The sequence below is a fragment of the Blautia sp. HCP3S3_C12 genome, from assembly GCF_052064155.1.
GTDB lineage: Bacteria > Bacillota > Clostridia > Lachnospirales > Lachnospiraceae > Blautia_A.
Window position 1 is genome coordinate 69,373 of record NZ_JBQHWC010000011.1, and the last position, 13,136, is coordinate 82,508.

At 41.5% G+C, this 13,136-nt stretch carries 8 protein-coding genes; 5 read left to right on the forward strand and 3 right to left on the reverse strand.

What is annotated here, in order from left to right:
- Window positions 1-4: 4 nt before the first annotated feature.
- Window positions 5-2,440: a GH36-type glycosyl hydrolase domain-containing protein gene (locus tag ACTNDS_RS10185; protein ID WP_441035486.1), complete on the reverse strand. Its 2,436-nt coding sequence runs from the start codon at window positions 2,438-2,440 to the stop codon at window positions 5-7.
- Between the two features lie 431 nt (window positions 2,441-2,871).
- Between ACTNDS_RS10185 and ACTNDS_RS10190 the strand changes: the two genes are divergently transcribed.
- A complete protein-coding gene (locus ACTNDS_RS10190) occupies window positions 2,872-3,918 on the forward strand; it encodes a LacI family DNA-binding transcriptional regulator (RefSeq protein WP_441035488.1) in 1,047 nt (348 codons plus the stop codon).
- 46 nt (window positions 3,919-3,964) lie between these two features.
- On the forward strand, window positions 3,965-4,627 hold the full coding sequence (locus tag ACTNDS_RS10195) for a trimeric intracellular cation channel family protein (protein WP_441035490.1): 663 nt from the start codon (window positions 3,965-3,967) through the stop codon (window positions 4,625-4,627).
- A gap of 90 nt (window positions 4,628-4,717) precedes the next feature.
- Here the strand turns inward: ACTNDS_RS10195 and ACTNDS_RS10200 are convergent, their stop codons facing one another.
- Together ACTNDS_RS10200 and ACTNDS_RS10205 are read right to left on the reverse strand one after the other, a co-directional pair.
- Entirely contained in the window at window positions 4,718-6,430 is a 1,713-nt protein-coding gene (locus ACTNDS_RS10200) for an ammonium transporter (RefSeq protein WP_441035491.1), read from the reverse strand.
- 294 nt (window positions 6,431-6,724) lie between these two features.
- Complete coding sequence (locus ACTNDS_RS10205) at window positions 6,725-8,824, reverse strand: glutamine synthetase III family protein (RefSeq protein WP_441035493.1); 2,100 nt, start codon at window positions 8,822-8,824, stop codon at window positions 6,725-6,727.
- Between the two features lie 399 nt (window positions 8,825-9,223).
- On the opposite strand from ACTNDS_RS10205, the gene purF reads away from it, so the two are divergent.
- The 3 genes from purF to ACTNDS_RS10220 all read left to right on the forward strand — a co-directional run bounded on the left by purF (window position 9,224) and on the right by ACTNDS_RS10220 (window position 13,122).
- A complete protein-coding gene (gene purF / locus ACTNDS_RS10210) occupies window positions 9,224-10,639 on the forward strand; it encodes an amidophosphoribosyltransferase (protein ID WP_303243486.1) in 1,416 nt (471 codons plus the stop codon).
- Window positions 10,640-10,971: 332 nt separating this feature from the next.
- The gene (locus ACTNDS_RS10215) at window positions 10,972-11,199 is read left to right on the forward strand and encodes an HPr family phosphocarrier protein (protein ID WP_441035495.1); all 228 of its coding nucleotides are present in this window, start codon (window positions 10,972-10,974) and stop codon (window positions 11,197-11,199) included.
- A gap of 300 nt (window positions 11,200-11,499) precedes the next feature.
- Window positions 11,500-13,122, forward strand: coding sequence for a CTP synthase (locus ACTNDS_RS10220; RefSeq protein WP_441035497.1), 1,623 nt, complete (start codon window positions 11,500-11,502; stop codon window positions 13,120-13,122).
- Window positions 13,123-13,136 lie beyond the last annotated feature (14 nt).

Sequence of the window (13,136 nt, forward strand, 5' to 3'; positions counted from 1 at the left end):
AATTTTATCCCATGTATACAGTTACATGATATTCTTTTTTGCCTTCTTCAAAAGGAATCAGACAGCTTTCGTATTCTTTACCGTCCACATTGATTTTCTTAACCCCTTTCTGTACATTATCCGGGTTTTTCACATCAATATGATAAACAGCATCTCTGAAAGTTCTGGTGAGTGTGAAATCTCCAAAGCCTTCCGGAATACATGGATTAATGCATAATCCGTCATAAGATGGCTGTACACCCAGAATAGCCTGGGAAAGATTCCAGAAAGTCCATGCTGCAGTACCTGTGAGCCAGCTGTTTTTAGCCTGACCATGGTAAACTGCGTCAGCACCTGCTACCATCTGGGAGTAAACATAAGGTTCTGTACAATGGATTTCGCTGATGTCTTCAATATAGGAAGGACAGGTCTTTTTATAAATTTCAAAGGCTCTGTTGCCGCGGCCGATTACTGTTTCTGCAATGGATACCCATGGATTATTGTGGCAGAAGATACCTGCATTTTCTTTATATCCCGGCGGATAGGAGGAAATTTCTCCAAGGTTCAGATAATACTGGGTATAAGCCGGCTGCAGGATCATGATGCCGTATTTGGTATCCAGGTGCTTTTTAACAGAATCCAGAGCCTTTTCTGCAAGTCCTTCTTTGACGCCAATTCCTGCCATTACGCAGAAGCCCTGTGGCTCAATGAAAATCTGTCCTTCTTTGCATTCCTTTGATCCAATCTTCTGGGACTGCGCGTCATATGCGCGGAGGAACCATTCGCCATCCCAGCCTGCATCCAGAACTGCCTGATACATATCATCTACAGCTTTTTCTGCTTTATCAGCAGCTGTAGTATCACCTATATGACGACTGATCTGAGCAAATTCTTTACCGTATTTTACAAACATTCCTGCAATAAAGACTGATTCAGCAACTGGTCCTTCGGAAGGTCCGGTTGTCTGGAATGGTTCTCCTGGTTCTGTGGAGAAGCAGTTTAAGTTCAGACAATCGTTCCAGTCTGCGCGTCCAATGAGAGGCAGCTTATGTGGTCCCAGGTGAGTGCTGGTATATTCGAAAGAACGGCGAAGGTGCTCGTACAGTGGGGCAGCTTTTTCTTTCTGGTTGTCAAAGTCAACGATTTCGTTTAAAATAGAGAAATCACCGGTTTCCTTCAGATATGCGGAAACTGCAGCAATCAGCCAAAGGGGATCATCGTTGAAACCGCTTCCGATATCAAGATTTCCCTTTTTGGTAAGGGGCTGATACTGATGGTAAGCGCTTCCATCTTCAAACTGTGTGGCTGCAATATCAAGAATACGCTCTCTTGCACGTTCCGGGATCAGATGTACGAATCCCAGGAGATCCTGGCAGGAATCACGGAATCCCATACCGCGGCCTGTGCCGGATTCGTAATAGGAAGCAGAACGGGACATATTGAAAGTTACCATACACTGGTACTGATTCCAGATATTGGCCATACGGTTTACATTTTCGTCCTTACTTTCTACATGGTAACGGGAGAGCAGCTTGGACCAGTAAGCATTCAGCTCTGCAAATGCTGCATCAACCTGCTGTGTTGTCTGGAACTGTTCCAGGATTTTGTGAGCCCCATCCTTGCGGATTACATTAGGAGCAATGAACTTCTGATCCTGAGGATTTTCACTGTAGCCAAGAACGAAAACCAGATCACGGGATTCTCCGGCGGAAAGTGTAAGATTAATCTGATGGCTTGCAATAGGATACCAGCCGCTGGCTACAGAATTACCTGCTTTGTTTTTCTTTACAGCATCAGGGAAAGCGTTTCCGTTATTATGTCCCAGGAAAGCATCTCTGCTTGTGTCATATCCGTCTACCGGACAGTTTACGCTGAAGAAGCTGTAATGTTTGCGGCGTTCGCGGTACTCTGTTTTGTGATAAATTGTGCTGCCTTCGATTTCAACTTCACCAATACTTAAGTTTCGCTGGAAGTTTGTGCTGTCATCAACTGCATTCCAGAGACAGAACTCTACATAAGAAAAAAGAGAGAAAGTCTTGGGTTTGTCAGTGGTATTGGTAAGAGTCAGTTTATTGATCTCACAGGAAGTATTTACCGGTACAAAAGCCAGAAGATCAGCCTTTAATCCGTTTTTAGAAGAGAGAAAACGGCTGTATCCGATTCCGTGATGACATTCATAGGAATCCACAGGTGTTTTGGAAGGCATTGTACCTGGATTCCAGATATCTTCGCCATCATGGATGTAATAATATTTGCCGTTGGAATCTACCGGAATATTGTTGTAACGGTAGCGTGTGATGCGTAGAAGCTTGGCATCCTTATAAAAGCTGTAGCCTCCGCAGGTATTGGAAATCAGGGAGAAGAAATCCTGAGTTCCCAGATAGTTGATCCATGGAAGGGGTGTGTCAGGGGTTGTGATGACATATTCTTTCGCCTGATCATCGAAATAACCGAATTTCATAAAAAATCCTCCTATTTGTTGTGATGAGATATGACATGTTTGCTGAAAATACAGAAAATTAAATCACGAAAACGAATAAGTTCAGAAAGGAACGACATGGAATCGTGAGACATTCTGCTGTTTTTCCTTAGTATAGCGGAATAGAATATGAAAATCAACTGTTTTCAGGAAAAATAACTGTCCAAAATAATAGGCGAATTTTCGTTAAAATGATGAAATTGATTTGTGATAAAATGAAAAAATAGGATAGAGAAATTGTGTAATCATACAAAAATAGTAAATATTGCACAAAAATGGAAAATGTTATCTTGAAAAATTGTGTGAGTAGTTATACAATAGATATAAATAAAAGTACGAAAACGATTACGAAAATTTTAGAAGGAAAGGAGTTACTGTTCACGGAGTGCATAGTGACAGATTGAGGAGTAAATATGGTTTCCATGAAAGAAATTGCAAAAAAATGTAATGTTTCTGTGGCAAGCGTGAGCAAAGCGCTGAACGGTTATTCAGATATCAGTGAAGAGACGCGAAAACTGATTCTGAAAACTGCCTCGGAAATGGGATATCTGCCCAATTCCTCTGCCAGAACATTAAAGACAAAGAGAAGCTACAATATTGGAGTTATGTTTGTAGATGAAGCACGCAGCGGACTTACCCATAATTATTTTAATCATGTGCTTGAAAGCTTTAAACGGACAGCAGAGGAGAGAGGCTATGATATTACCTTTACCAGCGGTAAAATCTCAGGACAGAAGTTAAGCTATTATGAACATTGTCGCTATAGAGGGGTAGACGGAGTGGTGATCGCCTGTGTTGACTTTTATACAGATGAAGTGCAGGAACTGATCCGCTCAGAGATTCCGGTGGTGACGATTGATCATGTTTTTGACGGGAATATTGCAGTGGTTTCCAACAACAGTCAGGGTATGGAGGAGCTGGTGAGCTATATCTACGAGCAGGGTCACAGAAAGATTGCCTATATTCACGGTGACAATACCTCTGTTACCAGGATGCGTCTCACCAGTTTTTACAGAACTGTGCAGAGACTGGGGGTTCAGATTCCGGATGAATATGTAAAAGAAAGCCCATACAGAGATGCAGACAGTGCAGCACGGACAACCGGTGAACTGCTGGAACTTCCGGATCCTCCTACCTGCATTATTTATCCGGATGATTATGCGGCCATTGGAGGAATTAATGAAATTCGAGAGAGAGGGCTGCGGATTCCTGACGATATTTCTATTGCAGGTTATGATGGAATTGATATTGCGAAAATTCTGGAGCCAAAGCTTACCACCCTTTGTCAGGACACAGCGGCAATTGGCAGGATGGCTGCGGAGAAGCTGATCGATCTGATTGAGAATCCCAAGACGACGTTGATTGACCGTTTTTCAGTAGACGGAACTTTGTTTAAGGGAGCGTCTGTGAAGAAAATAAGAGGTCTGAAAAAGCAGGATCCTGCTTCACATAAGTTATAAAAAATGATATAATTTATGAACTAAAATATAAAAGTCAGAGGTAAATATGGATTATCAGAGTATTATAACTTTTTTTATGGAAATGGCAGGTACGGTTGCTTTTGCTGCTTCCGGGGCAATGGTAGGTGTAGAACGGAATATGGACATTTTCGGTGTAAGTGTACTGGGGGTAGTGACAGCTGTGGGCGGAGGGATGATCCGGGATATTGTGCTGGGGATTATTCCGCCTAATGTGTTTATAAATCCGGTATATGCCCTGGTGGCTACCATTACTTCCTGTCTGGTTTTTCTGGCTTTTTACTGGAAACGTCAGCTTTTGGAAGGGCATATGCGGCTTACCTATGACAGAGTCATGCTGGTGATGGACTCTATCGGTCTGGGAATTTTTACAGTAGTGGGAGTGAATACGGGAATTCGCAGTGGATATATGGATAATGTGTTTCTCCTGGTGTTTCTGGGAACGATTACAGGAGTAGGGGGAGGCCTGATGCGTGACATGATGGCAGGAGTACCGCCTTATATTTTTGTAAAGCATATTTATGCATGTGCGTCTATTGTAGGAGCGGTTGTATGTGTGTATATGAATCGTTTTGTGGGAAATGTGGAAGCAATGATGGTAGCCTGCTTTGTAGTCATACTGATTCGGTATCTGGCAGCACATTATCGCTGGAATTTGCCCAGATTGTCTCATAATGAGAGTGAAAAATAAAAAGGAGCCCGGATTTATTCCGGACTCCTTCTTGACTTTATAGCAGGATAGTTATTGAGTGCTTATTTATTTTGTATTTTATTTTGTATTTTATTTTGTATCCTGGAGAGCGAGATAACCTTCTTCGCCTGTACGGATCTTAACAACATTTTCAATGTCGTATACAAATACTTTACCATCACCGATCTGACCTGTATGAAGGACTGCTTTGGCAGTTTCAATAACTTTCTTTACAGGTACCAGGCTGACAACAATCTCAATCTTGATCTTAGGAAGAAGATTCATTTCTACTTCAACACCACGATAGTAGGATGGAGCACCTTTCTGTACACCGCATCCGAGAACGTTCGTAATAGTGATACCTGTAACACCGATCTCGTTCATTGCCTGCATAAATTCATCAAGTTTATTCTGACGAGTGATGATAACAACCTTTGTAAGCTTGTGAACGCCTTCTTTCGGAAGTTCAGGAACTGATTCAGCAGGAGCAGAAGGTCTGGCTGTGACAACAGGAGCTTTTATGGAAGTTCCCATAGGAGTCGGAACACCTGCCATTGCGAAACCGTCATAAGCACTTGCAAGACCATGTTCTTTGGAGTCAAGACCTGCGATTTCTTCTTCAGCTGAAACACGAAGTCCGATTGTATGCTTGATTACCTGGAAGATAATTGTCATAGTAACAACAACCCATGCGATTGTAATGATCATACCAGTAAACTGAACACCAAGACCGTGAATACCACCGCCTGTGAAGAGACCTTTCCAACCTGTACCTGCACCGTCGGAGAAAAGACCAACTGCAAGAGTACCAAATGCACCGTTTAAACCATGAACACCGACAGCACCAACAGGGTCATCGATTTTCAGGACTTTGTCAATAAATTCAATACCAAATACTACGATGAAACCGGAAGCAATACCGATGATTGCTGCAGATGTAGGAGAAACTGTATCACATCCTGCTGTAATTGCTACAAGTCCTGCAAGAGAACCGTTCAGAGACATGGAAACATCTGGCTTTTTGTAACGTACCCATGTAATGATCATAACAGTTACAGTTGCAACAGCTGCTGCAAGGTTAGTAGTAACGAAGATTTTACCTGCACTTACGATTGCATCGCCTTCCATACTTACTGTGGAAGCACCGTTAAATCCGAACCAGCAGAACCAGAGGATAAATACACCTAAAGCACCAACTGTAAGGTTGTGTCCCGGGATAGCTTTTGATTTGCCGTCCTTTGTATATTTACCGATACGAGGTCCAAGGATGATGGCACCGATCAGAGCTGCCACACCACCTACCATATGTACTGCACAGGAACCTGCGAAATCGTGGAATCCCATCTGGCTGATAAATCCACCACCCCAGATCCAGTGTCCGGATACCGGATATACAACAAGACTGATCATAAGACTGTAGACGCAATAGGAAAGGAACTTGGTACGTTCTGCCATTGCACCGGAAACAATTGTTGCGGATGTTGCACAGAATACTGTCTGGAAGATTAAGAATGCCCAGAAAGGAACTCCGTCAGGAAGCATTCCTGTACCGTAGTGTGCTTCAGAAGCAATCCCCCCGATCTTTCCGATAAATCCATTTCCTGCACCAAACATCAGACCGAAACCAACCAGCCAGAAGACCGGAGTACCGATACAGAAGTCCATCAGGTTTTTCATAATAATGTTACCTGCGTTTTTGGCTCGTGTGAAGCCTGTTTCTACCATTGCGAATCCGGCCTGCATAAAGAAGACCAGTGCGGCGCCGACCAGCACCCATATTGTGTTTACTGAAGAAAATTCCATAATATTACTCCTCCCTCATTCATGAATAAATTTCCTCTATATCGAAAAACGCGGCAGAATCCCTAAAAGGGTTCTGTCGCGCTTTTGCGAACTTAAAATTTTTGTTATAAATATATGTAAAACAGGGGAATATCAAAATATCGTGTGATTAATGGATGAGGAAATCGATAATGAATTATGAAGTAGAGTTCATAAAGGGATATTCCCCTGTTGTTACCAATGTATTAAATATTTACGGATTGTTCCGTTGATTTGTAGCTCCAACAATCCTATAAACATTCAGAATCATATCATTTATACGGAAAACAGAAGCTTGTCATAGGTAGGATATGGAAGCAGTGCATCCGGAATCAGTGTTTCAGCTGTATCTACAGATTTTCTTAAGCTTTCCATGTCGGAAAGTACTATGGACTGATATGCCTTTGCATTTGCAAGAGGATCCTCTATAGCAAGAGCTGTTGCTGTATCTGCTTTCAAGGTTTCCAGACCTTTGGTGATATCACCGGCAAGATCAGAGAGTTCTTTAATCAGTTTACCTTCTGCATCAGTACTGATATCTGCAATAACAGATTTTTTGGAAATAGCAGTAGCCGCCAGCTTGTCAATATATTCAAATACAGATGGAAGGAAATCCTTCTGTACCATTTCAACCATAGTATTGGATTCGATATTAACGATCTTGGAATAGGCTTCCAGCCAGATTTCATAACGGGATTCAATTTCTTCTTTGGTAAAAATGCCATATTTTGTGAAGAGCTCGATATTTTTGTCTGCAATCCACTGTGGAAGAGCATCCGGGGTAGATTTCAGGTTAAAGAGACCCCGTTTTTCAGCTTCAGCAATCCATTCATCTGTATAACCATTACCATTAAAAATAACACGTTTGTGAGCAATAATGGTCTTTTTGATCAGTTCATGGATTGATTCTTCCATTTTGTCTTCCGGAACATCTTTTAATTCCTCAGCAAACTGATGAACAGCCTCAGCAACGGCTGTGTTCAGGATGATATTTGGGTTTGCAACAGAAGCTTCAGATCCCAGCATACGGAATTCAAATTTATTACCGGTAAATGCGAATGGTGAAGTACGGTTTCTGTCTGTGTTATCTTTTATAAAGTGCGGAAGAACCTTGGCACCGATGTTCATCTGGACAGCACGGCTTCCTGCGAAATATTCATCTTTTTCAATTGCTTTTAATACTTCTGTAAGTTCATCACCAAGGAAGACGGATACAACTGCAGGCGGAGCCTCGTTGGCACCCAGACGGTGATCATTTCCTGCACTTGCAACAGAAATACGAAGTACATCTGCATATTCATCTACTGCTTTGATCACAGCAGTAAGGAAAATCAGAAACTGTGTGTTTTCTCCCGGCGTTTTGCCAGGATCCAGAATATTTATGCCATCATCTGTGACCATAGACCAGTTATTGTGCTTTCCGCTTCCGTTAATGCCGTCAAATGGTTTTTCATGAAGGAGGCAGACCAGACCATGCTTGTCAGCAACTTTCTTCATGATTTCCATTGTAAGCTGGTTGTGGTCAACTGCAACATTTGTGGTATCAAATACAGGAGCTAATTCATGCTGTGCAGGAGCTACTTCATTGTGTTTAGTTTTGGCCGGGATGCCCAGCTTCCAGAGCTCAACGTCCAGATCATGCATGTAAGCTGCAACTCGCGGCTTAAGTGCTCCGAAATAGTGATCTTCCATCTCCTGCCCTTTTGGAGCAGGGGCACCGATCAAAGTACGTCCACAGAATACCAGATCTTTTCTTTGTTTATATAATTCTTTGTCTACCAGGAAGTATTCCTGCTCCGGACCAACGGTGGTATTTACATGTTTAACGGTTTTGTTTCCTATGATATGGAGAAGATTTACAGCCTCTTTGTCCAATGTCTGCATGGAGCGGAGAAGAGGAGTCTTTTTATCCAGTGCTTCGCCACTGTAGGAGCAGAATGCTGTAGGAATGTAAAGTGTTCCGTCTTTAATGAATGCAGGAGAAGTTGGATCCCATGCAGTATATCCTCTTGCCTCGAAGGTGGCACGCAGTCCGCCGGATGGGAAACTGGAAGCATCAGGTTCACCTTTTACAAGTTCCTTACCGGAGAAATCCATGATTACCTGTCCATCGCCTGTTGGAGAGATAAAGCTGTCATGTTTTTCTGCTGTTACGTTTGTCATTGGCTGAAACCAGTGTGTATAATGTGTTGCTCCGTTTTCTGTTGCCCATTCTTTCATGGCAACAGCTACAGAATTTGCAACATCCAGTTCAAGGTGGGTGCCGTTCTCAATTGTCTTTTTTAATGCTTTGTACATGTCTTTTGGCAGTTTGCTTCTCATTACTTTGTCGTTGAATACAAGGCTGCCATACAGTTCTGGGATATTCTGTGCCATATAGGTATTCTCCTTTCGAATTATGGTTCATCAATTTTTCGTCTCATAGAAAATCCCTCATTCGCATAACATTTTCTATAAAACGAAAAGTTTTGTATAAAACGAAAAAGGCACTTCGAATCTGATTTACATCAGTTCAAAGCGCCTTTGCTTTATGTGCTGTACTATAAACGATATAAAAAGAGATGTCAAGTACTTTTTTTAAAAAATAAAAAAAATAAAAAAACAGAAAAAATTATAGACAATAAAAATAAAAAGGAACAGTTGACAAATCTAATTCTGTTATTATAATTTACTATGCAAGTTTTTAGCAAAAGTGCGGACCATATTTTGGAAGGCAATGGCTGAATGGAAAGTAATACAATAAACAAATATGATAGAAATCGGAGGAGAGATCAGATGGCTGGAATAAAAGAAGAATGTGGCGTGTTTGGCATTTATGATCTGGATGGAGGAAATGTGGTTCCCTCCATATATTATGGATTGACTTCCCTGCAGCACAGAGGACAGGAATCATGTGGACTGGCGGTTTCAGATACCAGAGGAGAGAGAGGAAATGTAAAATTTCACAAGGATCTTGGACTGGTAAGTGAGGTGCTTCGCCAGGATGTAGTGCGTAAATATTCAGGAGATATTGGAATTGGTCATGTAAGATATTCTACAACAGGAGCTTCTGTTGCTGAAAATGCGCAGCCCCTGGTTTTGTCTTATGTAAAGGGAACTCTGGCGCTGGCTCATAATGGAAATCTGGTCAATACACCGGAACTGAAGTGGGAACTGATCCAGAATGGTGCAATTTTCCATACCACTACAGATTCAGAAGTGATTGCTTTCCATATTGCAAGAGAACGTGTACATTCCAAAACAGTAGAAGAAGCTGTTTTAAAAACAGCCAGGAAGATCAAAGGCGCTTATGGACTGGTTGTTATGAGCCCGAGAAAACTTATCGCTGTCCGAGATCCTTATGGCCTGAAGCCTTTATGCCTGGGAAAAAGAGGAAATGCTTATGTGATTGCTTCTGAAAGCTGTGCGCTGACCTCAGTGAGTGCGGAGTTTGTCCGTGATATTGAACCAGGTGAAATTCTTACTATCACAAAAGATGGACTGAAATCCAATATGGAGCTTGCCGGTACAAAAAAGGCACATTGTGTATTTGAGTATATTTATTTTGCCCGCCTTGACAGTACGATCGATGGAGTAAAGGTTTATGATGCCAGAATCCGGGGTGGTAAATCGCTTGCCAAGTCTTATCCTGTAGAAGCAGATATTGTTACAGGTGTTCCGGAATCCGGTCTTCCGGCAGCAAAGGGATATTCAGAAGAATCAGGGATTCCCTTTGCCTTTGCATTTTATAAAAACAGCTACATTGGACGAACCTTTATCAAGCCTACCCAGGAAGAAAGAGAATCCAGCGTACATCTGAAATTAAGTGTACTGGAGTCTGTAGTGAAGGGGAAAAGAATTGTTCTGGTAGATGATTCAATTGTAAGAGGTACCACGATTGCCAATCTGATCCATATGTTAAAAGAGGCTGGGGCAAAAGAGGTACATGTACGTATCAGTTCCCCGCCATTTCTGCACCCGTGTTATTTCGGCACAGATGTACCTTCTAATGATCAGCTTATTGCTGCCAGCCACAGTGAAGAGGAAATCTGTCAGATGATCGGTGCGGATTCTCTTGGATATATGCAGACAGATTATCTGAAAGGCATGGCAGGAGGACTTCCTCTCTGCAAGGCTTGCTTTGACGGTAAGTATCCAATGGATATTCCTGACTATAAAGATGCTGATTTTATGGATATTGTAAAATGCTGATTCTTGAGAAAGAAAGGATATACCAGCACATCCATTAATTGGATACAGGAAATAAAGAATCATGAAAATTGGGGAAAATGCATATAATTATAAAGAGATTCCCGTAAAATGGTCAAGCCAATATGAGAAGATATAAAACATGAAAAGACAAAATGACTAAATTCGTGGCACTATAATTGTATAAAATATACAAAATGAAATAGAAAAAACGTCAACAGGAAATCGTGAAAAATCTTGACAAATCGAAATGTGTAGGACATAATGTGTGCAATTGAAAGGTGATAGGTTCACTGATAAAAGTATGAACAGAGTATCCAGAAAGGGTGATCATTATGACACAGAGTAAGATTAAGTTAAATGCAGTGGAGGATGTACAGGAATTTGTAAAGGCAGCTTCCAAATGTGATTTTGATATTGATATTTATTATAATAGGTTTCTCATTGACGCGAAATCCATTCTTGGGATTTTAAGTATGGATCTGACAAAGGTTTTGACTGTAGATTGTCATGGAGAAAATAAGGAGTTTGAGCGTACTCTTCAAAAGTTTGCAGTAGCCTGAAGCTATAAAAGTCAGGAACAGTATGTCTGTTCCTGACTTTTTTTAACCGAATCAGGTATTTCAATATTGACAAAGACAAAAAATTGTTTTATAGTATAGCATATTTTAAGATAAAAATCGGAAATATGGTTTTGAATAAGAAAAATAAATCTGACAAAGGCGTCAGGTACAGAACTTGTGGGCAAAGTGTCCCTACAGAGCTTCTGTACCTGGCGTTTTTTATTATTGAAATCCAGATTTTCCGGAAAGAATTTATGTTATCAGTTTTAGAGAACCAAGGATGATGGAGGAGGAAATCAAATGGCAGTAAAGTATGTATTTGTCACAGGAGGCGTTGTTTCCGGTCTTGGAAAGGGAATTACTGCTGCATCTCTGGGACGTCTTCTTAAAGCAAGAGGCTATCAGGTCACCATGCAGAAGTTTGATCCCTACATTAATATTGACCCGGGAACTATGAATCCCATTCAGCACGGAGAAGTTTTTGTAACAGATGATGGTACAGAAACTGATCTGGATCTGGGACATTATGAGAGATTCATTGATGAAAGTCTTGATAAAAATTCCAATGTGACAACCGGTAAGGTTTACTGGTCTGTTCTTCAGAAAGAACGTCACGGAGATTTTGGTGGAGGTACCGTGCAGGTAATCCCTCATATTACAAACGAAATTAAGGGACGCTTCTATCGCGCCAAATCATCAGATGAAGATAAGATTGCCATTATCGAGGTGGGAGGAACCGTTGGTGATATTGAAAGTCAGCCGTTTCTGGAAGCAATCCGTCAGTTTCAGCATGATGTGGGACATGACAATGCAATCCTTATTCATGTGACTTTGATTCCTTATCTGAAAGCATCCGAAGAAATGAAAACAAAACCTACACAGGCAAGCGTAAAGGAACTTCAGGGAATGGGAATCCAGCCGGATGTACTGGTGTGCAGAAGTGAACATGAACTGACAGAAGACATTAAAGAAAAAATCGCTTTATTCTGCAACGTACCTGTATCACATGTGCTTCAGAACCTGGATGTGGAATATTTATATGAAGCCCCTCTTGCAATGGAAAGAGAGAAGCTTGCAGATGTAGTTCTTTCCAGCCTGAGATTGGAAAACAGAAAACCGGATTTAAGTGACTGGGAGGAAATGGTAGAAAGTCTGAGAAATCCGAACAAAACAGTAAAAATCGCAATTGTAGGAAAATATACACAACTTCATGACGCATATCTCAGTGTAGTAGAGGCACTGAAACATGGCGGAATTTCCTGCAGAGCCAAAGTAGAGCTTGAGTGGATCGATTCCGAAGAACTGACAGAGAAGAATCTGGATCAGCAGCTTCACAATGTAGATGGTATTCTGGTTCCGGGTGGTTTCGGAAACAGAGGTACAGAAGGAATGATCCTGGCAGCACAGTATGCAAGAGTACATAAGATTCCATATCTTGGAATCTGTCTGGGAATGCAGATGGCAATTGTAGAATTCGCCCGTCATGTACTTGGATACGAAGATGCAAACAGTATTGAACTGAATCCGGAAACCAAACACCCGGTAATTGCATTAATGCCTGATCAGGAAGATATCGAAGATATTGGTGGAACCTTAAGACTTGGAAGCTATCCATGTATTCTTGCAGAAGATTCCAGATCCTATGAACTCTTTGGCAAAAAAGAAATCCATGAGCGCCACAGACATCGTTATGAAGTAAACAATGCATTCCGTAAAGAACTTCAGGAGAAGGGAATGAATATTGTAGGAACTTCCCCTGATAACCATATTGTAGAAATGATCGAGATCGCAGGGCATCCGTTCTATGTAGGAACCCAGGCCCATCCGGAATTCAAATCCCGCCCCAATCATGCACATCCTTTATTCAGAGGATTTATTCAGGCGGCTGTGAACTTTAGGCAGAGTGATACGAATGAAGAATAACAGAAAGGATGAGG

Coding starts and splice junctions, on each gene's coding strand:
- ACTNDS_RS10185 (WP_441035486.1), bottom strand. CDS start 2,440: ATGAAATTCGGTTATTTCGATGATCAGGCGAAAGAATATGTCATCACA.
- ACTNDS_RS10190 (WP_441035488.1), top strand. CDS start 2,872: ATGGTTTCCATGAAAGAAATTGCAAAAAAATGTAATGTTTCTGTGGCA.
- ACTNDS_RS10195 (WP_441035490.1), top strand. CDS start 3,965: ATGGATTATCAGAGTATTATAACTTTTTTTATGGAAATGGCAGGTACG.
- ACTNDS_RS10200 (WP_441035491.1), bottom strand. CDS start 6,430: ATGGAATTTTCTTCAGTAAACACAATATGGGTGCTGGTCGGCGCCGCA.
- ACTNDS_RS10205 (WP_441035493.1), bottom strand. CDS start 8,824: ATGGCACAGAATATCCCAGAACTGTATGGCAGCCTTGTATTCAACGAC.
- purF (WP_303243486.1), top strand. CDS start 9,224: ATGGCTGGAATAAAAGAAGAATGTGGCGTGTTTGGCATTTATGATCTG.
- ACTNDS_RS10215 (WP_441035495.1), top strand. CDS start 10,972: ATGACACAGAGTAAGATTAAGTTAAATGCAGTGGAGGATGTACAGGAA.
- ACTNDS_RS10220 (WP_441035497.1), top strand. CDS start 11,500: ATGGCAGTAAAGTATGTATTTGTCACAGGAGGCGTTGTTTCCGGTCTT.